General features: G+C 74.2%; 27 protein-coding genes. 8 read left to right on the top strand and 19 right to left on the bottom strand.

The genetic code is table 11. From position 1 onward, the window contains the following. Positions 1-8: 8 nt before the first annotated feature. From HUT06_RS09850 to HUT06_RS09815, 8 genes are all read right to left on the bottom strand, one after another. Complete coding sequence (locus HUT06_RS09850; RefSeq protein ID WP_217711263.1) at positions 9-839, bottom strand: heterodisulfide reductase-related iron-sulfur binding cluster; 831 nt, start codon at positions 837-839, stop codon at positions 9-11. Positions 840-869: 30 nt separating this feature from the next. After that, positions 870-1,040: a hypothetical protein gene (locus HUT06_RS09845; RefSeq protein WP_176195439.1), complete on the bottom strand. Its 171-nt coding sequence runs from the start codon at positions 1,038-1,040 to the stop codon at positions 870-872. A gap of 31 nt (positions 1,041-1,071) precedes the next feature. Then, a complete protein-coding gene (locus HUT06_RS09840; RefSeq protein WP_254715080.1) occupies positions 1,072-2,211 on the bottom strand; it encodes an enolase C-terminal domain-like protein in 1,140 nt (379 codons plus the stop codon). 56 nt (positions 2,212-2,267) lie between these two features. Then, entirely contained in the window at positions 2,268-2,639 is a 372-nt protein-coding gene (locus HUT06_RS09835) for a peptidoglycan-binding protein (RefSeq protein WP_176195438.1), read from the bottom strand. A gap of 35 nt (positions 2,640-2,674) precedes the next feature. Next, positions 2,675-2,902 (bottom strand): hypothetical protein, encoded by a 228-nt coding sequence (locus HUT06_RS09830; protein ID WP_176195437.1) that lies wholly within the window; start codon positions 2,900-2,902, stop codon positions 2,675-2,677. A 263-nt stretch (positions 2,903-3,165) separates the two neighbouring features. After that, positions 3,166-3,519 (bottom strand): hypothetical protein, encoded by a 354-nt coding sequence (locus HUT06_RS09825; RefSeq protein WP_176195436.1) that lies wholly within the window; start codon positions 3,517-3,519, stop codon positions 3,166-3,168. 9 nt (positions 3,520-3,528) lie between these two features. Beyond that, the gene (locus HUT06_RS09820) at positions 3,529-4,194 is read right to left on the bottom strand and encodes a hypothetical protein (RefSeq protein WP_176195435.1); all 666 of its coding nucleotides are present in this window, start codon (positions 4,192-4,194) and stop codon (positions 3,529-3,531) included. A 131-nt stretch (positions 4,195-4,325) separates the two neighbouring features. Beyond that, positions 4,326-4,535, bottom strand: a complete 210-nt coding sequence (locus HUT06_RS09815; RefSeq protein WP_176195434.1) for a helix-turn-helix domain-containing protein — start codon at positions 4,533-4,535, stop codon at positions 4,326-4,328. Positions 4,536-4,773: 238 nt separating this feature from the next. Here HUT06_RS09815 and HUT06_RS09810 point away from each other — a divergent pair, with 238 nt between their 5' ends. Further along, a complete protein-coding gene (locus tag HUT06_RS09810; RefSeq protein ID WP_176195433.1) occupies positions 4,774-5,298 on the top strand; it encodes a helix-turn-helix transcriptional regulator in 525 nt (174 codons plus the stop codon). A gap of 106 nt (positions 5,299-5,404) precedes the next feature. Next, positions 5,405-6,130 (top strand): hypothetical protein, encoded by a 726-nt coding sequence (locus tag HUT06_RS09805; RefSeq protein WP_176195432.1) that lies wholly within the window; start codon positions 5,405-5,407, stop codon positions 6,128-6,130. An 83-nt stretch (positions 6,131-6,213) separates the two neighbouring features. Here HUT06_RS09805 and HUT06_RS09800 read toward each other — a convergent pair whose 3' ends face one another. From HUT06_RS09800 to dapE, 5 genes are all read right to left on the bottom strand, one after another. Beyond that, positions 6,214-6,393 (bottom strand): hypothetical protein, encoded by a 180-nt coding sequence (locus HUT06_RS09800; RefSeq protein WP_176195431.1) that lies wholly within the window; start codon positions 6,391-6,393, stop codon positions 6,214-6,216. A 70-nt stretch (positions 6,394-6,463) separates the two neighbouring features. Further along, positions 6,464-11,029, bottom strand: coding sequence for an NB-ARC domain-containing protein (locus HUT06_RS09795; protein ID WP_176195430.1), 4,566 nt, complete (start codon positions 11,027-11,029; stop codon positions 6,464-6,466). Between the two features lie 123 nt (positions 11,030-11,152). Then, positions 11,153-11,593 (bottom strand): DUF6098 family protein, encoded by a 441-nt coding sequence (locus HUT06_RS09790; protein ID WP_176195429.1) that lies wholly within the window; start codon positions 11,591-11,593, stop codon positions 11,153-11,155. Positions 11,594-11,636: 43 nt separating this feature from the next. Further along, the gene (locus tag HUT06_RS09785; protein WP_176195428.1) at positions 11,637-12,437 is read right to left on the bottom strand and encodes a TIGR00730 family Rossman fold protein; all 801 of its coding nucleotides are present in this window, start codon (positions 12,435-12,437) and stop codon (positions 11,637-11,639) included. After that, a complete protein-coding gene (gene dapE, locus HUT06_RS09780; RefSeq protein ID WP_176195427.1) occupies positions 12,434-13,510 on the bottom strand; it encodes a succinyl-diaminopimelate desuccinylase in 1,077 nt (358 codons plus the stop codon). Before dapE ends, HUT06_RS09785 begins: the two co-directional genes overlap by 4 nt. A gap of 68 nt (positions 13,511-13,578) precedes the next feature. Here dapE and HUT06_RS09775 point away from each other — a divergent pair, with 68 nt between their 5' ends. Then, the gene (locus HUT06_RS09775) at positions 13,579-14,823 is read left to right on the top strand and encodes a transposase (RefSeq protein WP_254715079.1); all 1,245 of its coding nucleotides are present in this window, start codon (positions 13,579-13,581) and stop codon (positions 14,821-14,823) included. A 65-nt stretch (positions 14,824-14,888) separates the two neighbouring features. Then, positions 14,889-15,563: a 4'-phosphopantetheinyl transferase superfamily protein gene (locus HUT06_RS09770; protein ID WP_176201259.1), complete on the top strand. Its 675-nt coding sequence runs from the start codon at positions 14,889-14,891 to the stop codon at positions 15,561-15,563. Positions 15,564-15,566: 3 nt separating this feature from the next. On the opposite strand, the gene HUT06_RS09765 is transcribed toward HUT06_RS09770, so the two are convergent. Beyond that, positions 15,567-16,538, bottom strand: a complete 972-nt coding sequence (locus tag HUT06_RS09765; RefSeq protein WP_176195426.1) for a hypothetical protein — start codon at positions 16,536-16,538, stop codon at positions 15,567-15,569. Positions 16,539-16,604: 66 nt separating this feature from the next. After that, entirely contained in the window at positions 16,605-17,441 is an 837-nt protein-coding gene (locus HUT06_RS09760) for a 2,3,4,5-tetrahydropyridine-2,6-dicarboxylate N-succinyltransferase (RefSeq protein ID WP_176195425.1), read from the bottom strand. Positions 17,442-17,485: 44 nt separating this feature from the next. On the opposite strand from HUT06_RS09760, the gene HUT06_RS09755 reads away from it, so the two are divergent. The 4 genes from HUT06_RS09755 (at position 17,486) to HUT06_RS09740 (ending at position 21,722) form a co-directional block, all read left to right on the top strand. Then, positions 17,486-18,403: a hypothetical protein gene (locus tag HUT06_RS09755; RefSeq protein ID WP_254715078.1), complete on the top strand. Its 918-nt coding sequence runs from the start codon at positions 17,486-17,488 to the stop codon at positions 18,401-18,403. Positions 18,404-18,484: 81 nt separating this feature from the next. Further along, complete coding sequence (locus HUT06_RS09750) at positions 18,485-19,162, top strand: VOC family protein (protein ID WP_176195424.1); 678 nt, start codon at positions 18,485-18,487, stop codon at positions 19,160-19,162. A gap of 134 nt (positions 19,163-19,296) precedes the next feature. Then, positions 19,297-20,472, top strand: coding sequence for a glycosyltransferase family 4 protein (locus tag HUT06_RS09745; RefSeq protein ID WP_217711262.1), 1,176 nt, complete (start codon positions 19,297-19,299; stop codon positions 20,470-20,472). Then, entirely contained in the window at positions 20,451-21,722 is a 1,272-nt protein-coding gene (locus HUT06_RS09740) for an MFS transporter (RefSeq protein WP_176195423.1), read from the top strand. The genes HUT06_RS09745 and HUT06_RS09740 overlap by 22 nt, the downstream gene beginning before the upstream one ends. On the opposite strand, the gene HUT06_RS09735 is transcribed toward HUT06_RS09740, so the two are convergent. From HUT06_RS09735 to HUT06_RS09720, 4 genes are all read right to left on the bottom strand, one after another. Next, positions 21,715-22,134: a hypothetical protein gene (locus HUT06_RS09735; protein ID WP_176195422.1), complete on the bottom strand. Its 420-nt coding sequence runs from the start codon at positions 22,132-22,134 to the stop codon at positions 21,715-21,717. The two genes, HUT06_RS09740 and HUT06_RS09735, sit on opposite strands and share 8 nt — an antisense overlap. A gap of 217 nt (positions 22,135-22,351) precedes the next feature. Then, entirely contained in the window at positions 22,352-23,197 is an 846-nt protein-coding gene (locus HUT06_RS09730) for an ABC transporter permease (protein WP_176195421.1), read from the bottom strand. Next, positions 23,190-24,020: an ABC transporter ATP-binding protein gene (locus HUT06_RS09725; RefSeq protein ID WP_176195420.1), complete on the bottom strand. Its 831-nt coding sequence runs from the start codon at positions 24,018-24,020 to the stop codon at positions 23,190-23,192. The genes HUT06_RS09730 and HUT06_RS09725 overlap by 8 nt, the downstream gene beginning before the upstream one ends. Beyond that, positions 24,017-25,081 carry an ABC transporter substrate-binding protein gene (locus HUT06_RS09720; protein ID WP_176195419.1) on the bottom strand — a complete coding sequence of 355 codons (1,065 nt, stop codon included), beginning with the start codon at positions 25,079-25,081 and terminating at the stop codon, positions 24,017-24,019. Before HUT06_RS09720 ends, HUT06_RS09725 begins: the two co-directional genes overlap by 4 nt. Positions 25,082-25,179: the final 98 nt, after the last annotated feature.

Below are 25,179 nucleotides of genomic sequence, written 5' to 3'. Positions count from 1 at the left end.
TCCGGAAATCAGCCGCCGGGCAAGGTCACGTTTTGGCCGCGCGTTCGCATCCGGCCCGCAGCGCCAGGCCGATCCCGGCGGCGGTGACCGCGCCCACCGCGACGGCGGCGCCGGCTCGGGCGACGCGATGGGACGCGGGTGGGGCCGGTCTGCGCGCGCCCGGCCTTCTCCGGCTTGCCGCTGATCGGGGCGTCGCTCTCCCGGGCGAGCTGCATGAGCTGCGCGACGTGCAGTGCGCGCCGCCCGGTCTTGGCGTGCTCGATCTGGGTCTTGCAGGAGAAGCCGTCGGCGACGATGCACGTGGTGTCGGTGGCGTCCCGGACGGCGGGCAGGAGGGCCTGCTCCCCGCAGTCCATCGAGATGTCGTACTTGCCGTTCTCGAACCCCCACGACCCGGCGAGGCCGCAGCAGCCGCCCTTGAGGCTCTCGGTCTCCAGCCCCATCCGCTCAAGCAGCGCCTGCTCCGGTTCGACGCCACCGGTGGCGCGGTGGTGGCAGTGCCCCCACAGCAGCGCCTTGCCGCCGCCGCGCAGCCGCGGCGGGCGGATGTCGTAGGCCTGGAAGAACTCCGCGAAGTGGTGGGCGCTCGCCGCGAGCCGCGCGGCGTCGTCGTCGTGCGGAAGGATCTTGGTCAGCTCGTCCTTGAAGACGGCGAGGCAGCTCGGCTCCATTCCGACGACCGGCGTCCCCGCCCGGACGTACGGGCGCAGGACGTCCAGCACGTTGCGCAGGTAGCGCTCGGCCATGTCGAGGAAGCCGTAGTCGTAGAGCGGCCGCCCGCAGCACACGTGCGTCTCCGGCATGACGACCTGCCAGCCCGCGGCCTCGATCGCCTCCACGCAGTGCCGGAAGTTCGACGCGTCGTTGGCTTACATCGCCCGCGACCCGGCGTCGAAGCGGACCTCCCCCTCGACGGCCTTCCGCAGCGCGCGGGCCAGCCGCCGGACCTCGACCACCTGCCGCCCGCGCGGCGGCCCCGGCACGGAGGGGGCCGTCTTCGCCGGCACCTCGCGCGTCTCGGCCACGTGCGTCCTCGCCATGTCCCTCGTCCCCCTCTCTCTTCAGTCGCCATCAGGCCGGACGGGAGCCGTACACGCGGTACGGCTCCGCGTCGTCCCACCTGACCTCCAGGCCCAGTCCGGGACGGCCGGTGTCCGGGCGGAGCGCGCCGTCCACCGGGCTGAGGTTCCCGTCGAAGAGCAGGTGCTCCACGCGGACGTGGTCGTGGAAGTACTCCAGGTGGCGGAGCCGCCGCACCGCGCAGAAGGCGTGCGCGGACACGGCGGGCGCGCAGTGGGCGGACAGGTCGATCTGGTGCGCCGCCGACAGCCCGGCGACCTGGAGGAGGCCGGTGACGCCGCCGCAGCGGGTGACGTCGGCCTGCAGGCAGTCCACGGCCGGGCCCGCGAGCAGGTCGGTGAAGTCCTTCAGCACGAACCCGTACTCGCCGGCGGCGATCTCGGTCCGGCCCGGGCCCCGCTCGCGCACCAGCCGCAGCCCGGCGGTGTCGTCGGAGGGCACCGGCTCCTCGAACCAGCGGACGTCCCACTCGTCGGCGAGCCGGTGCGTCCAGTACAGCGCCTCCTTGCGGGTCAGCGCTCCGTTGGCGTCGGCGAACAGCTCCGCGCCGGCGCCGATCGCCTCGCGGACGGCGGTGAGCCGCCGCGGGTCCTGCGCCGGCCGCCGGGAGGTCTTCAGCTTCACCCGGGGGATGCCCTGCTCCACCCAGCCCCCGAGCTGGGTGGAGAGCCGGTCAAGGGAGTAGTTCGTGAACCCACCGCTGCCGTAGACGGGCACCCGGTCGTGGAACGCGGGCAGCGCCGTGACCAGCGGGACACCGAGCAGCCGCGCCTTGAGGTCCCACAGCGCGATGTCGACGGCGGAGACCGCCATCGCGCCCGCGCCGGGGCGTCCCGCGTTGCGGATGCCGGCGAACATGCGCGCCCAGGCGGCGGCGGGGTCGAGCGCGCTCGCGCCGCGCACCGCGGGCGCGAGCTTCGACCGGACGAACGCGGCGACCGAGACGTCCCCGTAGGTGTAGCCGATCCCGGTGCGGCCGCCCGCCCGCGCCTCGACCAGGACGGCGGTCGTCGAGTCCCAGCGGAGGGTGCCGTCCTCCTCCAGGCCGTCCGGGCCGTCCACGGGTACCTCGAACGCGTGGACGGCGACGTCCTCCACCACGGCGCCGGCCGCCTGCACCCCTTCGTCCACGTGCGTCTACTACCGCGGAAGGGAAGGCCAAAACGGGGGCGCCCGGCCCGGCGGGATCAGCCCCAGGTCGCCGCCCACGTCCAGGCGTCGATCTCCCCGTCGTCGGCCAGCCCGGCGCGGCGCTGCAGCGACTTGGCGACCTTGCTCGACCGCGGCCCGTACCAGCCGTCGACGCGCAGCGTGTAGCCCTTCCTGCACGCCTGCCGCTGCCACTGCTCGACGTCCATGCCGTGCATGATCGGCGTCCCCGGGCCGGCGTACTTCAGCGTCCGGCGCGGGAACGGCGGCATGCCCTTGACCAGCTGGACGACCGTGCGGCGCGGCCGGCGGTGCTTGCCGCCGAACCCCCGCTGCAGCCACGGCGCCCACGGGGCCGGCGCGGAGTACTCCGACGCCGCCGCGGTCGTCCCCAGCACATCCTGATTCATCGGAAACCCACCGTTCGTCTTTCTCACTGCGGATATCAGCGCGGCGCGAGGCAGGGCGCCGGCGCCGCGGCCAGCCGGGACATCTCGACGCCGATCACGATCGCGCCGAGCAGCGCCAGCGCGATGACGCACACGATCAGCGCCAGGTCCGTCCACACCCGCGGACGGCCCGGGAACGGCGGCGGCACGGCGTCCGCCCCGCGGGACGCGTCGCACGCCTCCAGCCGGAGCAGGGAAGCGATCTCGGGTTCGTGCAGGGTCATGGCTCACTCCATGGAGGTCGGGTCGGCCGTGCCGAGGGGAGGGCACGGCCGGAGGGTTGCGCCCGGTCGGTCGGCGGCGCGCCGGAGGGCGGCGCCGGGAGGGCCAGGGCCCCGCCCCCGCGGCGGGCCCTGGAAAGGCCGGCGGCCACGCCTGGGCGATGGGCGTGGCCGCCGGCGACGGCGGATCTCCTCCCCCATTCGAGACCCGCCCTCGGAGGTCGTCCCCCTCCCCCCGGTCGGGAGACGACGTGGTCAGTGGCGCCTCAGCGCAGGTCCCAGCTGTGCAGCCGGACGACGCGGCGGAGCTGCTCGGCGTGCGCGCCGGAGCTGTCGCGCGGCAGCGCCTCCCAGCGTTTGGCCAGGTCGTAGCAGGCGTCGGTGAGCGAGCGGTGTTCGGAGAGAGCGGTCTTGCCCAGCGCTTCGGCGCGGTTCTGCGCCGCGACCGCCTCGTCGCGCTGCGCGGCGATGAGCCGGACGGCCTTCTCCGCCCTGCCGAGCTGCGCGAGCGTCTCGGACGCCTTCCAGTACAGCCGCCGGCGGCGCCGGGCGGCGAAGGCCAGCGCGCCCAGCGTCAGCCCGGCGATCAGAACGGCGGTCCAGGCGTGTTCTCCACTCACCCCGTCACCTCACATTCCCGCGGCGCTTCTCGTCCGCCCGGTCCGCCGCACCAGGGACACCACGCCGCCGGTGCGCGGCTGCGCGGGCGCCTGCTCCGGCTGGTCGCCGGTCCCCTGGGCGGACGTGCCGAGGGCGTCGTCGAGCTCCTCGTCCGGGTCGCGCTCGGGGTCGCCGTGCTCCCGCTCGTTGGGCTCGTGGTCGCCGGCCCCGCCGGGCGGCGGCCAGGCGCGGGGCACGGCGGCCGGGGCGTCCGTCTCCGGCGCGAGGCGGGGCGGCGGCGCGCAGGTGCGCGCCCGCTCGTCCGCGTGCAGGGCGACGACGTGCGCGGCGGCGTACAGGGCGCGCATCGACTCGGCCAGGTGGCCGTACTGCACGGCGGACGCGTCCGGCGGCAGCGCCATGCGGATGCTGCCGATCGCCAGGCCCAGCCCCTCCTGCGCCCCGGCGACCTCGCGGATCTCACCGGGGGACGGGATGGGCGCGGCGCCGTAGGCGATCGTCAGGAGGAACTTCGCCTCGGCGGCGAGCCCCTGGTGCCGGTGCAGGACCTCCATGACCTGGAAGGCCGCCTTGCGGTGGTTCTCGAGTTCCTCGTGGGCCCGTTCGACGGCGACCTCGTGCTCGGCGACGGACGCGGCCAGGTCGTCGATGGTGCCCTGGCTGAGCCAGTTCATCGGGCACCTCCGGCCGGGCGGGCGCCGGCGGGAGGAGCGGGCGGTGGTGCGGTGCTCATGGTGACGTTCCTTCTTGCGGGGCGGTGTTCAGGGCTCGCGGCACTGTCCGGGGCTCGCAGCGCCCGCGGGGTTCAGTTCGCCCGGTCCCACTGTTCGGCGGGCTCGACCGGGCAGGCGCCCATGTCCTTGATCGCTTCGAGGTCCTCGTGCGCGAACCGGAACAGGCGCTTGCCGTAGCGGCGGTGCGGAATCTCTCCCCGGCTCGCCGCCCGGACGAGCCAGTCACGGGTGAACGACGTCATCTCTGCGGCCTCCTGGGGCGTGTACAGAAGGCGTTCCACGGGAATCTCGCTGCCTGGAGATCTTGACATGCCCGGAAGCGTAACGCATCTCAGTGCGTCGTGCAGCATCAAGACGCGTTTTAACCATCTCATGTGGTGCTCAATGCACTGCGTTGTGCAGGCATCCGATGGCAACCGGCCAAAACGCGTTACGACTCGTCAAAGTCCGTTTTGCTCCGCTACACTTACGCACCGTGTCAGGCCGTCACCCCGCGAATGAGTAAGGAGCCTGATCGCCTTGAACGAGTTGGACGGACTCGACGAGGACGCGCCCGGCCACCCGCCGGCGTCCTGGCGGCGACTGGGGCAGATCGTCCGGCAGCGGCGGATCGAACTCGGTTTCGGCTCCCAGGCGAGCCTCGCCGCCGAGGGCGGCCCCTCGCTGTCCGTGGTCAACAAGATCGAGACCGGCCGCGGCCGGGACTACACCGACCGCGTCATCATCCCGCTGGAGGACCGGCTCGGCTGGCAGCGCGGCAGCTTCCGCTCGATCCTGGACGGCGGCGAGCCCGTCTGCCTGGACGCCGCCGCGGCCCCGCCCGCGACCGCCGCGCCGGCCGCCGAGCATTCCCATGACGGAAACTATCCGGAGGAAGTGGTCGGCGACCCCTTCCTCCGGTTCATCTGGGACGCTCCGGAATCCCTCGCCGACGACGAGGACAAATGGGCCGCCGTGACGGGCGTCCTCCTCAAGCGGCGACGACCGATGCCCCGATCTCTCGACGAACCGCAGGGTCGTCAGCAGAAAGCCGACAACATATAGTGTCGGTAACTGGGTAGCAGGCGCTTCTGCTACCCAGTTTTTCTGTCTGCGCGATCGTGCTGCCCGGGGGCGCGGAACGACGCGGATGATGCGATCGGGAGACGGCATGGATTTTCCTGATGAACACCGCCTCAAAGAGACCATCGAACGCCTGACCCGCGAGAATGAGAAACTGCGTACTCAGCTTGCAGTGGCGCAGCAGTGGAACCCGCCCCTCGATCTCGAACGGGCGTTCCGGTCGGCGCACGGGTGGCAGTGCCTCACGGTATCGCTGATGCCGGAAAAACCGACGCTCATTCTGATCAGCGGCGGCAAACCCGGAAAGGACGAGGAGCCCGACGCGGCCGGCGAAGTGTGGCGGCATCTGCAGACCGCGGCCGAGCCGCCTGGCCGGATCGGGCCGTTCGCGCGGGCCTGGATGCCGAGCCGGCTGCTGGGATACCTGCGCGAGCAGAGCGGCCGGACCGTCATCGTCATCAACCGCGATCTGCGCCGCGGACAGGTGTCGCGCGCGGCCCGAATGCTCCGGGAGGGTTCCAAAAGACGCCGCTCGGCTACCCGACTCATGGAACTATCCGCCATTCCGGTGCTGAGCCTCTGCGCACTGCTGTACGGCCATACGGCCAAGAGCACGACCGGATTCTCGGGGGCGGCGGCGCCGGCCGCCACCATCATGCTGCCGGCGGCGGTCGCGTCCGCCATATCCCCCAGCCTCGACCTGCATCCGATAACGGCGCGGCACCGGCCGCCCGCGCACGGCAGGGCGCTCGACAGGCCGCCGCAGTGGCCCGCGGCCCCCCTTCAGCAGCACAACCTGGATTGGCTGCACTGACGGAAAGCGCGTTCGCGGGCGGTCGCTTCTTTCGATTCGCGTGTTCGCGCGCGGATCGGACATCCTCGCCGCACCGACCGCGATTATTCGAAGTCGTCCGGGCTGAGGTCCTCCGGCCGTCCGCCGCGCCCCTCGGTGGAGTCGGGCCGGAACTCCTCCGGATGCACGTCCTGACTCCCCGGTGCCTCCTGGGCTCCGCTCGCCTGCGTCTCGGGCCGCGGTCCCGCGTCGCCGGCCTCTCCGTTCGGCGTCCGCTCGCTCATCACCGGTCCCCCTTCCGTGCCGTCAGGCGCCGCCCTACCCGCCGGACGGCACCCTCACACCGGCCGCGGCTCACGTCCGCACGTCCAGCAGCAGCAGCCCGCGTGCGCCGACCGCCGCCAGCACGCCGCCGTCGCCGGACCAAGCGCAGCCGGTGAGGCCCCCGTCGACCCGCATCATCGCCACGGGCCGGCCGGTGCCGAGTTCCACGACCCGCAGCCGCCCCGCCGCGTCGGCCGAGGCGAGCCGCCCGCCGCGGGAGACGGCGACGGCCCGCACCGGTGCCCGGTGGTGGCCGAGCACCCGCACCGGACGTCCGGCGGCCACATCCCACACCCGGATCTCGCGGTCGTCGCCCGCCGAGACCAGCAGCGCCCCGTCCGGGGAGACGGCGAGGGACCGCACCGTCCCGCCGTGCCCGCGCAGGGTGAGCCGCACGGCGCCGGACGCCACGTCCCAGATCCGGACCGCGCGGTCGCGGCCGGCGTAGGCCAGCCAGCTCCCGTCCGGCGCGACGGCCAGCGCCGTCAGGTTCCGCAGGCTCCCGGTCGGATGGGCCTGGACGGCGTCGTGCCCGGTGTCCCAGATCCGCAGCGCGTGGTCGCCACCGGTCCAGGCGACCCATGTGCCGTCCGGTGAGATCGCCACCGCGTGCATCGACCACTGCGGGAGCAGCACGCGCCGCCCGGTCCGCCGGAGCGCCTCCCATGCCCGCGTGCGCCGGCGGACGGCCGGCGAGAACACCACGGGATCGGCGGCGAACGTCCGCGTCAGCTCGGCGCCGCGCGGATCCCACAGCCGCACCGTCCGGTCGGCGCCCGCCGTCGCGATCCGCGCGCCGTCGGGGGCGACGGCGACCGCTTCGATCCCGCCGGTGTGCCCCGCCAGCACCGTCGTCTCCCCCGACGCCGGGGCGAGGATCCGCAGGGTGCCGTCGCCGCCTCCGGTGGCGAGCCAGGAGCCGCCGGGCGCGAACGCCACCGCCGCCGGCGCGTGCCCGTCCCCCGCGCCGCCCGCGCCGCCGTCCGGGCGGGCGGCGGCACGCGCCACCCGGGCCGCGACCGGCGCGGTGTCCCAGACGCGGCCCTGCCGGACGGCGGCGGCGGCGATCCAGCCACCGTCCGACGGGACGGCCAGCGCGGCGATCCGCCGGTACGACAGGGCGTCCCGGCCCGGCATGACGAGGGCGGCGCACAGCGCGCCGGTGGCGGTCTCCCACACCCGGACGACGCCGTCGCCGCCCGCCGCCGCCAGCCACGAGCCGTCCGGCGCCACCGCCAGCGCGTGCAGGGCACCGGGAGCGCCGGAAAGGGTGCGCAGCAGCTCCCCCGTCGCCGGGTCCCACATCATGACGACGGGATCGTCGCCCACCGACGCCAGCCACGAGCCGTCCGGCGCCACCGCCAGCGCGTAGATCCGGCGGGCGTGGCCACCGGACCGGCGGAGTTCGGCACCGGTCGCCGGGTCCCAGACGCGGATCGTTCCCTCCTCACCGGCGGTCGCGAGCCACGCGCCGTCCGGCGCCGCGGCGACCGCCCGCGCGTCCGGCTGCGCGAGCCGCGCCGCCACGCGGCCGGAGGCGGTCTCGACGATCTGCACGTCCGTGCCCAGCACGACGGCGATCCAGTCGCCGCCCGGACCCACCGCCATCGCCTCCGGCCCGCCGTCGAGGCCGAACGAGGCGACGCGCTCCCAGGTTCCGGTGTCCCAGAGCACCAGCGTGCGGTCGGTGCCGGTGGCGGACGCGAGCCACCGGCCGTCCGGCGCCGCGGCCAGCGCGTCGGCGCCCCAGCGGTGGCCGCCGAGCCGCCGCGCCACCGACCGCCGCGCCACGTCCACGATCAAGATCTCGCGGTCGTCGAGCACCGCGAGCCAGCCGCCGCGCGGGTCGGCGGCGGCCGCGGCCCGGATGCGGCTCGCCGCCGCCCGCCAGGACATGCGCGCCGGGGCGGTGCCCACCTCCCGGACCCGGGACCGGTCGGCGGCGGCGTCCCAGATCCGCACCGTCCCGTCCCGGCTCGCCGAGGCCAGCCAGGCACCGTCCGGGGCGATCGCGACCCCGGTCACCGCCTGCCGGTGGCCGGTCAGCACGGCCCGGACGTCGCCCGTACCGGCGTCCCAGAGCCGGACGGTCTCGTCGCCGCCGGTGGCCAGCCACGTCCCATCGGGCCCGACGGCCACCGCCGCGATCGGGCCCGGATGCCCGGTGAGGACAAGGCCGGCCTCGCCGGTCCGCACATCCCAGAGCCGCACCGCCTTGTCGGCGCCCGCGGAGGCCAGCCACGTCCCGCCGGGGGCGGCGGCCACCGCCGTGACGACGTCCTCGTGGCCGCGCAGCTCGGTCACGGGCCGCCACCCGGCCGGGTCCCAGACGCGCACCACCCCTTCCCTCGGCAGGGTGCCGTACCGGCGGGAGCGGCGCAGCGGCGGGTTCCACGCCTCGGCGAGCACGGTGCCGTCCAGGCTGAAGGCCAGGTCCGCGGTCTCCCCCGCGCGGCGCGGCGAGCGCTTGAGCACCCGCCTCGCCTCCGCGTCGCACCGCGAGAGGCGGTCGCCCGCCCTGATCGCCAGGTCCCGGCCGGCGCCGAAGGCCAGCGCGCCGAAGCCGTCCAGCGGGGACGTCACCGAGCCGTGCGGCTCCCCGGTGGCCGCATCCCAGAGCTGGACGCGGCGGTGGCTCGCCGCCGCGAGCAGCGCGCCGTCCCGGCTGACCGCCAGCGCGACGGCCGCCCCGCCGAGCTCGCGGAGGCGGCGGCGTTCGGCGCCGGTCGCGGCGTCCCAGACGCGCACGGTGCCGTCGGCCCCGGCCGAGGCGAGCCAGGTCCCGTCCGGTGCGACCACCACGGCCGTCACCGCGCCGTCGTGGCCGGTCAGGGTCTGGCGCAGCGCCGGATCCGGCCGGTCGGGCAGAGGCGCGCGCGGGACGAGCCGGGGCCGGTCGAGGGCGGCGGCCACGTCCCGCGCCTCGTCCTCCCAGCCGGGGACGTACCGGAGCCTGGCGAGGAAGACGTCCTGGACCGCCTCGGGCGGGTCGGTGGGCGACAGCAGATGCGCCCACCGCGCCAGCTCGGCGCGCAGCACACCGGCGCGCGCGCCGGCCCCGTACGCGTCCAGGTCGGCGAGCACCGCGACCGGGCCGGACCATTGCAGCCGGGCGATGACCCAGCGCAGGTCCGTCACGAGCCGGGCCGCCTCACCGTCCCGCCCGGCCGCCGCCAGGTGCACGGCCAGGTTGTCCCACAGGTAGCGGTCCGCCGCCTCCATCCGCCACCACGCCGTCGCCGTCCCGCCGTCCGGGACGGGCTCTTGGGGGAGCTCCGCGCCGCGCGCGTCCAGCAGGGTCGCGTGCAGCTCCCGCACCCGGTCGCCGTCAAGGCCGGCGCGCAGATACGCGCGGACCGTGTCGTGCATGGTGACGGCGCCGCCCGACCCCGGCGCGGGCGACACCAGCGACAGCCGTGCGAGCCGCCCGGCCAGCCCCCGGGCCCGCGTCTCGTCCATCCCGGCGGTGGCCGCCCAGAGCCGGGCGATCAGCGGCAGCGGGACGGCCTCGTCCTCGGTGAAGACGGTCAGCTCCGCCAGCCGGTCGAGCCCGCCGGGCTCGCCGAGCAGGTCCCCGGCCGCGCCGATCGTGGTACGCACCGCGCGCCGCCGCTGCTCCGGGTCGGTGGCCGCGCCGCCGCCGGGCCCGGGGCCCGCCCAGGAGTCCACCGCGCCCGGACCGCCGGAGCGCAGGCGGGCGAGGAGATCGGCGGCGGCCTCGGCGGGATCGCGCCCGGTCGCGATCTGCTCGGCCAGGACCCGGTTCACCAGCCGGAGCAGCAGCGCCCACCGCGCCGCGACGGCGAGCAGCCCGTCGGCCGCCGTCGCGGGGAGGGCGGGAAGCCCCCAGGTCAGCACCGTGCGCGCGTCGGCGTCCGGCAGGTCGCGCACCTCGACCCCGGCGGCGCCGGAGAACGACCCGGCCGGCACCCGGCTCGTCAGCAGCCGGGCCGCGCGCCGCCCGCCGACGAGGAACGGCGCGGCGTGGGCCTCGTCCCACACGTCGTCGACGACGACCAGCACCCGGCGGCGCCGCTCGTCCAGCACCCGGCCGAGGTGCCGTCCCGCGACGTCGGGGTCCTGGTAGCCGGGCCGGCTCCCGGTGATCAGCTCGACCAGCTCGTTGACCCGCGCGGCGACCGCCGCCCGCCCGTCGAGGTCGCGGCCGAGCACGACGCGGTGGACGCCGCCGCGGAACCGCCGCGCCGTCCGCCGGTCGGCGCACACCAGGTCCGCCAGGGTGGTCTTGCCGAACCCGCCCGCGCCGTGCAGGACGACCAGGGGCCCGCGCCCGCCCTCGCCCTTGCGCCGCAGCGCGCGCCGGACCCGGCCGGCCTCGGCGGGCCGCTTCACCACCCAGTCGGGAGGCTCCGGGACCGCCGGCGGGGGCGGGCCCGCGTCGGCGGCGCCCCGCTGCGTCCAGAACTGCAGGACGCCGGCCGCGCCCGCGGCGGCGGTCAGCGCGAGCCCGGCCGCGAACGGATGCCGCCTGATCAGGTCGAGCGCCCCCGGCCACGGCCCGTTCCCCGACGAGAACACGTTCACCGCGAGCGCGCCCAGCTGCGCGAGCACCGCGACCGCCAGGATCAGCAGCACCTGCCCGCCAGTACGACAACCCCGACTCGCCACCGGCCACCCCTCGCGTCCCAGTCCCGTCCGGACACTTCTACATCCGGAAGGGGCCGGCCGGTGCTCCGCGACCGGACCCGGCCGGGCCGGTCAGCCGCCCTCGCGGTCGAGGGGTCCCCAGTCGGTGTTCGCGTCGCGTTTCAGCAGGTTCTCGGCCTCGTCGAGGACGCGCTTGTCGATGAGCGCGACGGCGGCGGGACGGGCCACGACGGGCTCGTTGTCGGGACCGCGGCCCGCCTCCTCGCCCTCCAGCACCCACGGCCGCGCGCCGCGGGCGCGGGCCCGCTCCAGGTGGGAGTAGTCGTGCAGCCGCCGCGCCACCCACAGCACCGTGGACCGCTCCCCCCACCACTCCTCGACGGCGAGCGGGTTGGCGGAGAGGCCCGGCAGCTCCGCGCCGGTCAGCCCGTCCGCGCTGTGCGGGCGGTACTCGTCCGCCTCCGGGTCCGCCGACCAGCGCACGTACAGGGACGGACGGTCCTCCAGCAGCGCGGCCAGCTGCTCCAGCGTGGTGATCACGTCCAGCGCCATGAGGGCGCCCTTCCCCGTACGGGCGCGCCGACTCCCCCGGGGGTCACTCGGCGGCGGTCTGCCCCGCCTCGGCCTGCGCCCGGGCCTCGATGATCGCCTGCTCGGCCCGCGTGTGGCCCTCGACGATGATCTGGACGACCTCCTCCGGGTCGTCGGTGAGGTGGATCAGGTCGATGTCCTGGGGGGAGATCTTGCCGCTGGGCAGCATGGACTGCTTCACCCAGTCCAGGAGCCCGCCCCAGAACCGCGTCCCGACGAGGACGATCGGGAAGCGGGTGATCTTCTTGGTCTGGACGAGGGTGATCGCCTCGAACAGCTCGTCCAGGGTGCCGAAGCCGCCCGGCAGCACCACGAACGCCTGCGAGTACTTCACGAACATCGTCTTGCGGACGAAGAAGTAGCGGAACTCCAGGCCGATGTCGAGGTGGTCGTTGAGCCGCTGCTCGAACGGCAGCTCGATGCCGAGGCCGACGGACAGGCCGCCGTTCTCGTCGCAGCCCTTGTTGGCGGCCTCCATGATCCCGGGGCCGCCGCCGGTGATGACGGCGTACCCGGCGTCGTGCAGCCGGCCGCCGATGTCGACGGCGAGCTCGTACTCCGGCGAGTCGGGCTTGGTGCGGGCGCTGCCGAACACGCTGACCGCCTTCGGCAGCTCGGCGAGCAGGCCGAAGCCCTCGACGAACTCCGCCTGGATGCGCAGCACGCGCCACGGGTCGGCGTGCACCCAGTCGGCCGGGCCGCGGCCGTCGAGCAGCCGCTGGTCGGTGGTCGTCTTCGGGACCGCCCGCCCGCGCAGCATGGCCGGCCCCTGGCGCCGCGAGGGGGAATTCGCATTCAGAGTCATGGAGCCACGTTAGTGCGACCGGCCAGCCACGTGCGCATACGTTGCTCGCACTCGGCGATGAGGGGGATCTCGACGTACTCGTCCCTGGTGTGGGCGAGGGTGGGCTCACCGGGCCCGTAGTTGACAGCGGGGATGCCGAGTTCGGAGAAGCGCGCGACGTCCGTCCAGCCGAGTTTCGCGCGGACCTCGGCCCCGGCGGCCGCGACGAACGCGGCGGCCGCGGGGTGCGTCAGCCCAGGCCGGGCGGCGGACGCGGCGTCGGTGACCGTCACCTCGAAGCCCGTGAAGATTTCCCTGAGGTACGCCTCCGCGTCGGCCACCGACTTGTCGGGGGCGAACCGATAATTCACGGTAACGACGCATTCGTCCGGGATAACGTTTCCGGCGACGCCGCCGGAAATGAACACGGCGTTCAGGCCTTCGCGGAATTCGAGGCCGTCCACAACCGGACGCGGCGGCTCGTAGGCGCGCAGCACGTCGAGGATCCGCCCCGCCGAGTGGATGGCGTTCGACCCCATCCACGCCCGCGCGCTGTGCGCCCGCTCCCCCTTCGCCACGACCTCGACCCGCATCGTGCCCTGGCAGCCGCCCTCGATCTGGCCGCCCGTCGGCTCCATCAGCACCGCGAAGTCGCCCGCGAGCAGCTCGGGACGCGCCGCCGCCAGCTTGCGCAGCCCGTTGCGCTCAGCCTCGATCTCCTCGCACTCGTAGAAGACGTAGGTGATGTCGCGGTTCGGCTCGGGAACGGTCGCGGCGAGCCGCAGCGCGACCGCGACGCCGCTCTTCATGTCCGTGGTGCCGCACCCGTAGAGCCGGTTGCCCTCCACCCGCGACGGCAGGTTGCCGTTCAGCGGGACGGTGTCAAGGTGCCCGGCCAGCACGACCCGTTCACCGCGTCCCAGGTCGGTGCGGGCGACGACGTTGTTCCCCGCCCGCTCCACCGCCAGGTGCGGAAGCGCCCGCAGCGCCTCCTCGACGGCGTCGGCGAGCGGCCCTTCCCCGCCGCTCACCGATTCGATGTCGACGAGCGCCGCCGTCAGGTCCGCCACGTCCGCGAAGAGATCCAGCCCCATCAGGTTTGCGCGGAGGGGCCCCGCCCGCTCCAGCGGGCGGGGAATTCCGCGCTCCCTCCCTTCGAGTTTTGTCGGCGCCGATCGATACCGTCGACCGGGCCGTTCTGATTCTGGTGTGGGAGGTGGGTGTGCACAGGTCGTTCAAGTTCCTGCTGCGCCCCACCGCGCGGCAGGCCGGATCCTTGGCGGCGTGTCTGGAGGATCACCGGCAGTTGTACAACGCCGCTCTTGAGCACCGCCGCACCGCCTACCGCAAAGCCGGGGTGACAGTCCGGTACGGGGACCAGTCCGCCGAGTTGAAACATATCCGTGCCGGTGATGAGGGCGGGCAGGGCCGCTGGTCGTTCAGTTCCCAGCAGGCCACGCTCCGCCGCCTGGACAGGGCGTTCGCGGCGTTCTTCCGCCGCGCCAAGGCTGGGCAGCGCGCCGGGTTCCCCCGTTTCAAGGGACGGGGTTGGTTCGACACGGTGCAATGGCCTCGGGACGGTGACGGGTGCCGGTGGGACTCCCAACCCGAACACCCCTCGGCGGTGTTCGTGCGGCTCCAGGGGGTCGGGCACGTCCGGGTCCACCGGCACAGACCCGTTCATGGTGTGGTGAAGACGATCAGCGTGAAGCGAGAAGGGCGCCGCTGGTACGTGATCCTGTCGTGCGACGGGGTGCCCGCCCTGCCCCTGCCCGCCACGGGCGCGGCCGCCGGGATCGACATGGGTGTGGCGTCCCTGGCCACCACCAGTGACGGGGAGCACATGGCCAACCCTCGCCACCTTTCGGCATCCGCCGGACGCCTCGCCCGCGCCCAACGCGACCTGGCCCGCAAGAAGCGAGGGTCGGGGCGGCACCGCAAGGCGGTGGCGCGGGTGGCCGCGCTGCACGCCAAAGTTCGCCGACAGCGGTTGGACGATGCGCACAAGGCCGCGCTCGCGCTGGTCCGCGCCTACGACGTGATCGCGCACGAGGACCTGCGGATCGCGAACATGACCCACTCTGCGTCCGGTACGGCCGAGCAGCCGGGCCGCAACGTCGCGCAGAAGTCGGGCCTGAACCGCAGCATCCTGGACGCGGGGTGGGGGGTGTTCCTGACGATCCTCGCGCACAAGGCTGAAAGCGCCGGTCGAGAGCTGATCGCGGTGAACCCCGCCCATACCTCCCGCACCTGCCCCCAATGTGGGCACTGCGCCAATGAGAACCGCCTCACCCAGGCCGCGTTCGCGTGCACAGCGTGCGGTCACACCGCACAGGCCGACGTCAACGCGGCCATCAACATCCTCAGGGCAGGGCTTGCCCTTCGCAACGCCGCGCAAGCGGCTTAGCGAGAAGCCGCTCCCTTCACGGAGCGGAGGAGTCACGCCCAAGTCCTATCATCACGTTCGTGGAGATGCTGGAGTGCGCCGTCCGCTGGGCGGCCCCCGTCGACGAGCCCCCCATGCGCGACCTGCTCGACGACGGCGAACGCGACCGCTACGACCGCTTCCTGCGCCCCGAGGACAAGGCCCGCTTCGTCACCGGCCGCCTCCTCGCCCGCACGGCCCTCGCCGAGGCGACCGGCCTGGCGCCGGAGACCATCCGCTTCACCACCGACTGCCCGCACTGCGGCGCCGCGCACGGCAAGCCACGGCTGCCCGGCAGCGCCCTCGACTTCTCCCTCTCCCACTCCGGCGACCGCGTCGTCCTCGTCCTCGTCGAGGGCGCCGAGGTGGGCGTGGACGTGGAGCGCGAGAGCGACCGCGATGTCGACCGCCTCGCCGAGATGGTCCTCGCCGCCCCGGAGCGCGCCGCCCTGGCGGCGATGGCCGACCGCAAGCGCGGCTTCCACGCCTACTGGTCGCGCAAGGAGGCCCTTCTGAAGGCCACGGGCCACGGCCTGGCCGCCCCCATGACCGACATCCACGTCTCCGCCCCGGACGAGCCCCCGGAGGTCCTGGCCTGGGAGGGCGACGCGGCGGTCTCCCCGGTCCGCATGGCCGACCTGACGCCGGGCCCCGGCTACGCCGCCTCCATCGCCGTCCTGACCGACCGCCCCCTCAAGATCACCGAGACCCCGCTCGACTGACGGCTACCGCACGGACACGCCGAACCCGTGATCGGGCGACACCGGGCACCGGAGGATCTGCAACGCGCCGCCGCCGTCGATCGATACGCGGGTCGGGTCGGCGCGGGGCGGGAACCCGCCGCCGGTTCCGGCGTCCTCGGCGGGGCGCCAGTACCCGGTCTCGTCCCACTCACCGGACGCGGCCGTCAGCAGCGGTTCCAGGTCGGCGCCGCAGTCGCAGGCCGTCGGCTCGGGGCTGGAGTCCCCCCGCGAGGCGTGCCCGCCCGCCTTCCAGCCGGCGGCGACCGCCAGGGCCGAGTACCGGTGGCCGCTCGATTCCTCCCACTCCTGGATCCGCTCCCGCAGCTCGACGGGCAGGGTCCGGGCATCGGGATACTCGACCACCCGCTCCGGATGCAGAACGCACGGTTCGGGCAGGTATCCGTATTCCATGATCTCGGGCTCGGGCTGCTCGGCGAGGACGTCGGCGACGTCGGACGCCCGGCGCCAGCGCAGCACGGGCTGAGGCGCGTCCAGGGGGTCGTGGTCGCGCGGGCACCACAGGACCTGCAGGACGTCGGCCTCATCGGGCGCCCCCAGGTCGGGGACGTCCTTCGCGTAGAGCTGGGCCACGGCGAGCATCGTCGCCGGCGTGTCCGGGTCGGCCTTCTCGTCCAGCCGTTCGAGGCGGTCCAGTTCGGCCTGCTCCTCGTCCGTGAACCCCCTGCCCGCCGGCGTCCGGCCCCACAGTGCCGCCAGAACGCGCCTGCGCCGCCGCTCGCCGTCCACGAGCATGGGTTCGACCGGGTCGTGCTCCTCCTCGCACACGGGCCACGGCTCGTCCGCCGGCCACAGCAGCGGCCCGCCCACCGAACTGTCGCGGACGCCGGGCGAACCCGGGCGCGGATGCGGCCGCGTGGCGGTGCGGGCGAGCGGCGCGAGCGCGGGGAACAGCACCGCGAGGTCCACGGGGCGCGGCGGGGTGGTGCGTGTCATGGCGCGCAAACGTAGCGCGCCCCACCGACGGCGGGGCGCGCCTCCGGCTCAGGTGCTGATGCCGTCTCAGGTGTTGATGCCGTGGTCGCGGAGGATGTCGTTGAGGGACGCCTTGTCGTGGCGCTGCCCCTCCTCCAGCCGCTTGAGGATCAGCACCGCGGGAAGCCCGAACGTGCCGCCCTTGAACTCCTTGTAGCGGGTGCCGCCGACGGCGACGCACCAGTCGGGGATGCGGCCGCGGCTGATCTCCTCGCCGGTCTCGACGTCGATCACCGGCATGGACGCGGACAGGTTCGTGCCGGAGCCGACGACGGCGCCCTTGCCGACCCGCGCGCCCTCGACGATCATCGAGCGGCTGCCGATCATGGCCTCGTCCTCGATGATCACGGGCTTGGCGTTCGGGGGCTCCAGGACGCCGCCGATGCCGACGCCGCCGGACAGGTGGACGTTCTTGCCGATCTGGGCGCAGGAGCCCACGGTGGCCCAGGTGTCGACCATGGTGCCGGAGTCGACGTAGGCGCCGATGTTGGTGAACGACGGCATGAGCACGACGCCGGGCGCGAGGTAGGCGCCCCAGCGGGCGATGGCGCCGGGGACGACGCGGACGCCGTCCAGCCGGCTCTTCAGCGGGATGCGGTCGTGGTAGCGGAAGTCGCCCACCTGGGCCCGGGCCATGCCGAGCACCTTGAAGCTCAGCAGGATCGCCCGCTTGGCCCGCTCGTCGACGAGTACCTCGTCGGTCGCGGGGTCGATGCGGGCGACGCGGGCCTCGCCCGTGTCGATCTGGTCGACGGCGGCCACGATGGCGGCGCGCGCGTCGGCGTCGTCCGGGGTGAGGTCGGCGCGCCGCTCCCACAGCTCGTCGATGCCGCCGGAGATCGGGCTGGTGAACGTTTCGGTCATGCCTCATGAGCTTACTGGGACCCAACTCCCGGTACCTTCTTCGCGTGGCTGTTTGGGCGAGGTTGAAGGAGCGTCCCGAGGAGGGCGCGGACGGTGGCGGGGGCCGCCGCGGCCTGCGCTGGGCCGTGGGCCTGGCCGTCGGCGTCATGCTGCTGGCCGTCGGCGGGTTCGCGCTGTTCGACCGCGCCCGCCCGTACCTGCACGGGACGGGCTGCGAGGTGCGGACGACGCAGGGCACGATGCCGCTCGACCTGGAGCAGGCCGCCAACGCCGCGACGATCTCGGCGGTGGCGTTCCGCAAGCGGCTGCCCGAGCGCGCCGTGGTGATCGCGTACGCGACGGCGATCCAGGAGTCGCACATCCGCAACCTGCCGGGCGGCGACCGCGACTCGGTGGGCATGTTCCAGCAGCGCCCCTCGCAGGGCTGGGGCACCCCGGCCAAGCTCCGCGACCCCGTCCAGTCCACGAGCAAGTTCTTCGACGCGCTGGTGAAGATCAAGGACTACCTCGACCGCGACCTGCACGACGCCGCGCAGCGCGTCCAGCGCAGCGCGGACGGCACCGCCTACGCCCAGCACGAGCCGGACGGCGAGCTGCTCGCGGCGGCGTTCACCGGCCGCGAGCCCGCCACGGCGCGCTGCTGGTTCCCGCCGGACAAGAAGACCGCGTCGCGGCGCCCGGCGGCGATCCGCGAGATGCGCCGCGCGTTCGGCAGCCGCCTCAAGGTCACGGGCCCGAGCCCGCTGACGCAGGGCGCGAAGTCCGACCCCGGCTCGTGGAACGCGGTGAAGCCGGGGAGCACCCGCGAAGGCTGGGCGGTCGCCTCCTGGGCGGTGACCCACGCCCAGGCATACGGCCTCACCGAAGTCCGCTACGCGGGCAAGCACTGGCGGTCCGACGCCGGCCACGACGGCTGGACCGAGGACAAGGACGCCCCGAAGGACGCCGTCATCATCCAGTGACCTCCCGGGGCAGGGCCGGCCGCGTCATCTTCGTCATCGCGGCTTGACTCTCAGGCGGCGTGAGACTTGCAAGATGGTCTCGTGCTGAGCATCGGGAGTTTCTCACTGGTCACCGGCCTGTCGATCACTGCGTTGCGGCATTACGACGACGTCGGGCTCCTCCCGCCCGCCCATGTCGATCACGAGACGGGATACCGCCGCTACGCGCGGGAGCAGATCGGCCAGGCGCGTCTCTACGCGGCACTGCGGCACCTCCACATGCCCGTCGACGCGATGCGAGCGGTTCACGAACGCGGTCTCGGCACCGTGCTCGCCGAGCACCGTGAACGGCTGCGGGCCCAGGCCGACTCGCTGGCACAGCTCATCGAAACCGTCGAGCACTACATCGAGAAAGGAATGCCCATGACGACCTCCCGCATCTCCCAGGTCACCATCGTGGCCGACGAGCCGCAGACCTCGATCGCCTTCTACCGCGACGCGTTCGACGCCTCGTACCACCAGGAGATCGGCTCGCTGCAGTTCGGCACCTACCCCGACGACGACTTCTTCCTGCTGACCATCGCCGACCCCGAGCGGCACCCCTGGTCCGGCGGCCCGGCCAAGTTCGGGCTGCTCGTCGACGATGTCGACGCCGCGCACACGCGCGCGCTCGCCGCGGGCGCCGTCGAGGTCGCACCCCCGGTCGACACGCCCTGGAAGCCGCGCTCATCGACCGTGATGGACCCGGCCGGCAACCACATCGATCTCTACCAGGGATAGCCGGACGCTCCACCCGGGGCCGCCCCGACTCGCCCGGGCCCGCGGTTCACTCGTGATCACCGCGCGCTCCGGCCGCAGGGGCGGCCGCCCGGTCCGCAGGGTTGGCCCACGTCTGCGCGGGAATCCGTGTGCGCATGGAGATACCGCGGACCCTCGTGCTGACCGGGCATTTCCCCCCGGAACCGGGTGGAGTGCAGACGTTCACGTGGGAGCTGGTGCGGCGGCTGCCCGCGGAGCGGCTGGTCGTGGTGGCGCCGGCGCGGCCGGGGGCGGCGGAGTTCGACGCGGGGCTGGGGTTCCCGGTGGTGCGGCGGCAGGGGTACCTGCTGTTCCGGGGGCTGCGCCGGATCGTCGCGCGGCACCGGGTGCGGGCGGGGTGGATCACGGCGGCGGCGCCGTTCGGGATGTACGCGCCGCTGGTGCGGGCGGCGGGGGTGCGGTGGCTGGTCGGCTCGGCGCACGGGCAGGAGCTGGGCTGGTTCCGGGCGCCGCCGACGCGGGCGGCGCTGCGGGCGGCGGCGCGGTCGTTCGACGTGCTGACCCATCTGTGCGAGGCGACGCTGCCGGAGCTGGCGGACGCCGTCGGTGACCGGACGCGGCTGGTCCGGCTGGCCGGGGCCGTCGACACGGTGCGGTTCCGGCCCGGTCTGGACGGGGCGGCGGTCCGGCGGCGGCACGGGCTCGGTGACGGCCCGGTGGTGCTCAGCGTGGGGCGGCTCGTCCGGCGCAAGGGGCACGACATGCTGATCCGCGCGTGGCCGGACGTGGTGCGGCGGCGCCCGGACGCGCGGCTCGTCATCGTCGGGGACGGCCCGATGCGGCGGCGGCTCGCCGAGATGGCGGACCGGCACGCGCCGGGCACGGTCACGCTGACCGGGCTCGTCTCGGCGGCGGACCTGCCGCGCTACTACGCGGCCGCCGACGTGTTCACGCTGCCGTGCCGCGACGACCGGCGCGGGCTCCAGACGGAGGGGCTGGGGCTGTCGGTGCTGGAGGCGTCCGCGGCGGGGCTGCCGGTGGTGGTCGGACGCTCGGGCGGCAGCTGCGCGTCGCTGGTCGACGGCCGGACGGGGGTCCTGGTGGACGCCACCGGCCCGGACGAGCTGGCACTGGCCCTGCACCGCCTGCTCGCGTCCCCGGAGCGGGCCGCCGCGATGGGCGCGGCGGGCCGCCGGTGGACGTGCGACACCTGGAGCTGGGACACCGCCGCCGCCCGGCTCGCCGGCCTGCTGTCGGGCCCGTCCCCCGATTCGCCGTCGCGGCCGGAGAGACCGGGGATGGAGCCCGCATGGGACTCAAGGAGCAGCTGAGCCGCCGGGACTTCCGGCGGCTCATCGTCGGGCAGACGGTCTCCTCCTTCGGCGACTGGATGGGCACGCTGGCGCTGATGTACTTCGTCCTGGAACTGAGCGGCTCCACGACGGCGGTGGGCGGGGTGCTGGTGCTGCGGCTGCTGCCGTCCGCGGTGGGCGCGCCGGTGGCGGCCCGGGTGGTGACGCGGTGGCGGCGGCGCAGCGTGATGCTGTGGTCGGACCTGATCCGGACGGGCATGGCGCTGGCGCTGCCGATCGTGCCGTGGCTGGTGTGGGTGTACTTCTGGGCGTTCGTGATCGAGGTCGTGGGGCTGATGTTCCTGCCGGCCCGGGACGCGGCCATCCCCTTCCTGATCGAGGACGAGGAGGACGAGCACGACACCGGCACCCTGGAGATGGCCAACGGCATCACGATGGCGACGTCCTACGGGATGATCCCGCTGGGCGCGGGCGCGTTCGGGCTGCTGCTGTGGCTGTCGAACATGGCGGGCTGGGAGGGCCACTGGCGGTACGTGGTGGTGTTCTGGCTGAACGCGGCGACGTACATCGTGTCGTACTTCGCGATCCGCTCGATCCCCGACCTCGGCCCGGGCCCGGTGGAGCGGCGGCGGATGGAGCACTCCGAGCGGGAGTCGCAGGGCGGTTTCTTCCGGTCGCTGCGGCTGCCGGTGGTGCGCGGCGTCCTGCCGGGGGTGGCGGTGGTGGCGCTGGGTCTGGGCGCGCTGTTCTCGCTGGGCGTGGTGTTCGTCAAGAACGTCCTGGACGCGGGCGCGGTGGGGTTCGGGGCGCTGGTGGTGCTGTTCGGGGTGGGCGCCATCACGGGCCTGCTGCTGGTCCACCGCAAGGCGGGCAGCCTGATGACGCAGATCAAGCTGGGGACGGCCGCGCAGGGCCTGGTGATCGCATCGATGGGCGCGCTGGGGTCGATCTGGTGGTCCTTCATCGGGGCGGTGGTGTTCGGCGCCGCCGCGACGAGCGCGCTGGTCGGCGGCATCACCTTCCTCCAGGAGCAGCTGAACGGCGTGGAGCGCAACCTGGCGCTGACCGCGTTCCACGCCGTGCTGCGGTTCGGGCTGGCGCTGGCGGCGCTGGTGTCGGGCGTCGCGGCCGACCTCCTGAAGGAGGCCGGCGCGTCGCCGCTCGGCCTGGCGCCGGGCCAGTTCGTGCTGGCGGCGTCCGGGCTGGTGGTGCTGGCGGGCACGTTCCTGATCCGCGCGCCCGGCAGCACCAGGATGTCGTTCAGCTGACCGGCGCGGGCTCCCGTTCGGTGCCGAGTTCGACCTCGGACGCCTCGCCGCGGGTGTTGGCGGCGCGGAGTGCGACGACGGCCGCGGCGGCCAGGAAGAGGGCGCAGGCCAGCAGTGCCCGGGAGAAGCCGGAGGTCATCGCCTCGCGCACCGGCGTCCGGTCCGCGAGGAGCCCGCTGGTGCGGGACGTCGCGACGGCGGAGAAGATCGCGAGTCCGAGCGCGCCGCCGAGCTGCTGGGAGGCGTTGAGCAGGGCTGCGGCGAGCCCGGCCTGACCCGGCGGGACGTTGGCGTTGGCGGCGGTCGTGACGGCGACGAACGCGGCGCCGAGCCCCAGCGAGCCGACCAGCAGGCCCGGCCGCAGCGCGGCGCTGCGCCCGATCCGGGGCGCCGACAGGGTGGCGCGGGCCATCACCGGCACGGCGAGCCGCCGCCCCGCGGACCTGGACGTCCGCTACCGGACGGTCAACGGCGACCCGTCGGCGGTGCTGTTCGACACGTACGCCCCGTTCGCCGTCATGGTCCTCGACCTGGACGCGGACGGCGACCGGGTCCGCGGCGTCTACGCCGTCACGTCACCAACCCCGACAAGCTCACCCACATCACCGACGACGAGTGACCCGCCCCGGTCAGTGCGCGTCGGTGCGCCACCGCGTGAACCGGCGCTCGACCAGCACGAGCAGGTAGTTGAACGCCAGCCCGAGCGCCGAGATTGTGAGGATTCCGGCGTACATGTCGGGGATCGCGAAGTTCTGCTGCGCGGAGCCGATCAGGAAGCCGAGGCCCTCCTTGGCGCCGACCATCTCCGCGACGATCATCACGAGCACCGAGATCCCGCCGGCCAGCCGGATGCCGGTGAACACCGACGGCACCGCGGCGGGCAGCACGACCTTCTGGAAGATGCGGGCGGCGGGCAGCCCGAGCGACCGCGCGGACTTGACGAGCGTCGCGTCCACCGTGCGGACCGCGCTGATCGTGTTGAGCAGGATCGGCCACGTGCAGGCGTACAGCACGATCGCGATCTTCGAGGTCTCGCCGATGCCGAGGACGAGGACGAAGACCGGCAGCAGCGCGATCGCGGCGGTGTTGCGGAACAGCTCCAGCAGCGGGTTCAGCAGCTCGGCGACCGGCCGGTACCAGCCGATCAGCAGCCCGAGCGGCACCGCGACGGCGATCGACAGCCCGAAGCCCGCGAGGGCGCGGACGAGGCTGGCCTCGGTGTTGCTCCACAGCTGCCCGCTGCGGGCGAGGTCCCACAGCGCCGGGAGGACGTCCGACACCGGCGGCAGGAAGACCGGGTCGACGAGCTGGGCGCGGGGCGCCAGCTCCCAGACGGCGAAGAACGCGATGACGGCGATCGAGCGGCGCAGGGCGGTGGCGCCGAGCGCGGCGGCGCGGCGGCCGGTGCGGCGCGGCGGGGGCGCCGGCGCCGCGGGCCCGGCGGTGCGGGCGGGGGCCTCGACGGTGCTAGCCACGGCGGGCCTCCTCGCGCGGCGCGGGGACGGCCGGCCGCTGCGCCGCCCGCACCTCGTCCTTCAGCAGCGACCAGACGCGGTGCCGGTGCGCGGCGAACGCGGGGCTGGAGCGCAGGTCCTCGTGCGCGTCGCGGGGGCCGAGGTCGATGTCGACGACCTCCTTCACCCGGCCGGGCCGCGAGGTCAGCACGGCCACCCGTCCGCCCAGGTAGACGGCCTCGTCGATGCCGTGGGTGATGAACACGACGGTCTTGCCGGTGGCCTTCCAGATGCGCAGCAGCTCGTCCTGGAGGGAGTCGCGGGTCTGGGCGTCGAGCGCGGCGAACGGCTCGTCCATGAGCAGTACCTCCGGGTCGTAGGCGAGGCTGCGGGCGATCGCGACGCGCTGCTTCATGCCGCCGGACAGCTCGTGCGGGTAGCGGTCCTCGAAGCCGGACAGGCCGACGAGGTCCAGGTGGGAGCGGGCGATGTCGGCGCGCTCGCGGCGGCGCAGCCCCTTGGCCTCCAGCCCGAACTCGACGTTGCGCAGCGCCGTCCGCCACGGGAACAGGGCGTACTGCTGGAAGACGACGGCCCGGTCCAGCGCGGGCCCGGTCACCTCGGCGCCGTCGATCGCGACGCGCCCGGCGGTGGGCCGGGCCAGGCCGCCGATGAGGTCGAGCAGGGTGGACTTGCCGCAGCCGGACGGCCCGACGACGACGAGGAACTCGCCCTCGGCGACGTCGAGGTCGACGCCGCCGAGCGCGGTGAACGCGCCGCCGCCGCGGACCGGGAAGGTCTTCCCGACCCCGGACAGGCTGATCTTGGTCGCGGGCCCGGTCATCGCGGGACGCCTCCGTTCGCGTACGGATTGAACTGGTTGGTGTAGAGGTCGCGGGGCGCGACGCCGACCTCGCGGATCTGGCCGACGTCCTTCAGCCAGCGGCTCCAGACCGAGAACTCCCGGTCGGACATCAGGCCGCCGCGCCCGGCGACGCCGAGCGACTTCCAGTACTTGAGGGCGTCGGCGTTCTCGTTGCGGCCGCGCGCGGTGAGGATGCGCGTCTGCCGGGCGATGACCTCCGCGCGCGGCGCCGTCCGGGTCCACTCGATCGCGCGGGCGACCCCGGCGGTGAAGGCCCGCACGGTGTCGGGGTTGCGCTCGATGAAGTCGTCGCGGAACACGTAGGACCCGGCGGTGAAGGGCCCGAGGAAGTCGTAGTCGCTGAACACCGCGCGGACCCCGCCGGCGGCGAGCGCCTTGTCCTGGAAGATGCCGCTGAGCGCGGCGACGTCGAGCTGCCCCTGGCGCAGCGCCTGCTCCAGGGAGACCGGCGGCACGGCCAGCGCCTCGACCTTCCGGACGTCGGCGGGGGCGACGCCGTTGCGCCGCAGGTAGAGGTCGAGGACGGCCTGGGCGTGGCCGCCGAGGGTGTTCATCCCGACCTTCTTGCCGATCAGGTCGCGCGGCCCGCGGATCGGGCTGCCGTCCAGGACGAAGAAGCCGTTGTAGGTCGCGCGGTCGGTGCCGTAGTAGCCGATGACGGACGTGAGCGGCGCACCGGCCTCCTGAAGCTTGACCGAGGCGCCGTTGAACGCGCCGCCGAACGCGACCTGGCCGGTGGCGGCGCTCTGCACGTCCTGCGGGCCGCTGATGGTGTTGCCGATCCACTCCAGCTTCACCTTGCCGAGGTAGCCGAGGTCGGCGGCGAGTTCGGGGAGGATCACCTGTCCGGTCCAGCCCTGGTAGCGCAGGGTGCCGGTGCGCTCGGCGCCGCCGCCGAGCGCGCGGCCGCAGGACGCGGTGAGCGGCACGGCGGCCGCCGCGACCGCGAGCGCGGACAGCAGCCGTCTTCTCGTGGGGTCGGGGTACGGGCGTGGGACTCGTGAGGCGTTGGAGGGCACATCGTGACTATGACCTCTATTTCCTACTAAGTCAATCGGAATAGTTGCTTTTTGGGCGAGGGCGTGTTTCGCTACCGATCGGCGGGTCCGCACGGCTC

The sequence above is a fragment of the Actinomadura sp. NAK00032 genome (assembly GCF_013364275.1).
Classification (GTDB): Bacteria; Actinomycetota; Actinomycetes; order Streptosporangiales; family Streptosporangiaceae; genus Spirillospora.
The sequence above is the reverse complement of the archived record's forward strand: the minus strand, read 5'-3'. Positions and strand labels throughout refer to the sequence as shown.

Excerpts from the sequence above, each read along its gene's own strand:
- HUT06_RS09845 (WP_176195439.1), bottom strand. The coding sequence starts at position 1,040 with ATGGCGAGGACGCACGTGGCCGAGACGCGCGAGGTGCCGGCGAAGACG.
- HUT06_RS09835 (WP_176195438.1), bottom strand. The coding sequence starts at position 2,639 with ATGAATCAGGATGTGCTGGGGACGACCGCGGCGGCGTCGGAGTACTCC.
- HUT06_RS09830 (WP_176195437.1), bottom strand. The coding sequence starts at position 2,902 with ATGACCCTGCACGAACCCGAGATCGCTTCCCTGCTCCGGCTGGAGGCG.
- HUT06_RS09820 (WP_176195435.1), bottom strand. The coding sequence starts at position 4,194 with ATGAACTGGCTCAGCCAGGGCACCATCGACGACCTGGCCGCGTCCGTC.
- HUT06_RS09805 (WP_176195432.1), top strand. The coding sequence starts at position 5,405 with ATGGATTTTCCTGATGAACACCGCCTCAAAGAGACCATCGAACGCCTG.
- HUT06_RS09800 (WP_176195431.1), bottom strand. The coding sequence starts at position 6,393 with ATGAGCGAGCGGACGCCGAACGGAGAGGCCGGCGACGCGGGACCGCGG.
- HUT06_RS09790 (WP_176195429.1), bottom strand. The coding sequence starts at position 11,593 with ATGGCGCTGGACGTGATCACCACGCTGGAGCAGCTGGCCGCGCTGCTG.
- HUT06_RS09785 (WP_176195428.1), bottom strand. The coding sequence starts at position 12,437 with ATGACTCTGAATGCGAATTCCCCCTCGCGGCGCCAGGGGCCGGCCATG.
- dapE (WP_176195427.1), bottom strand. The coding sequence starts at position 13,510 with ATGGGGCTGGATCTCTTCGCGGACGTGGCGGACCTGACGGCGGCGCTC.
- HUT06_RS09770 (WP_176201259.1), top strand. The coding sequence starts at position 14,889 with ATGCTGGAGTGCGCCGTCCGCTGGGCGGCCCCCGTCGACGAGCCCCCC.
- HUT06_RS09765 (WP_176195426.1), bottom strand. The coding sequence starts at position 16,538 with ATGACACGCACCACCCCGCCGCGCCCCGTGGACCTCGCGGTGCTGTTC.
- HUT06_RS09760 (WP_176195425.1), bottom strand. The coding sequence starts at position 17,441 with ATGACCGAAACGTTCACCAGCCCGATCTCCGGCGGCATCGACGAGCTG.
- HUT06_RS09745 (WP_217711262.1), top strand. The coding sequence starts at position 19,297 with ATGGAGATACCGCGGACCCTCGTGCTGACCGGGCATTTCCCCCCGGAA.
- HUT06_RS09740 (WP_176195423.1), top strand. The coding sequence starts at position 20,451 with ATGGGACTCAAGGAGCAGCTGAGCCGCCGGGACTTCCGGCGGCTCATC.
- HUT06_RS09735 (WP_176195422.1), bottom strand. The coding sequence starts at position 22,134 with ATGGCCCGCGCCACCCTGTCGGCGCCCCGGATCGGGCGCAGCGCCGCG.
- HUT06_RS09725 (WP_176195420.1), bottom strand. The coding sequence starts at position 24,020 with ATGACCGGGCCCGCGACCAAGATCAGCCTGTCCGGGGTCGGGAAGACC.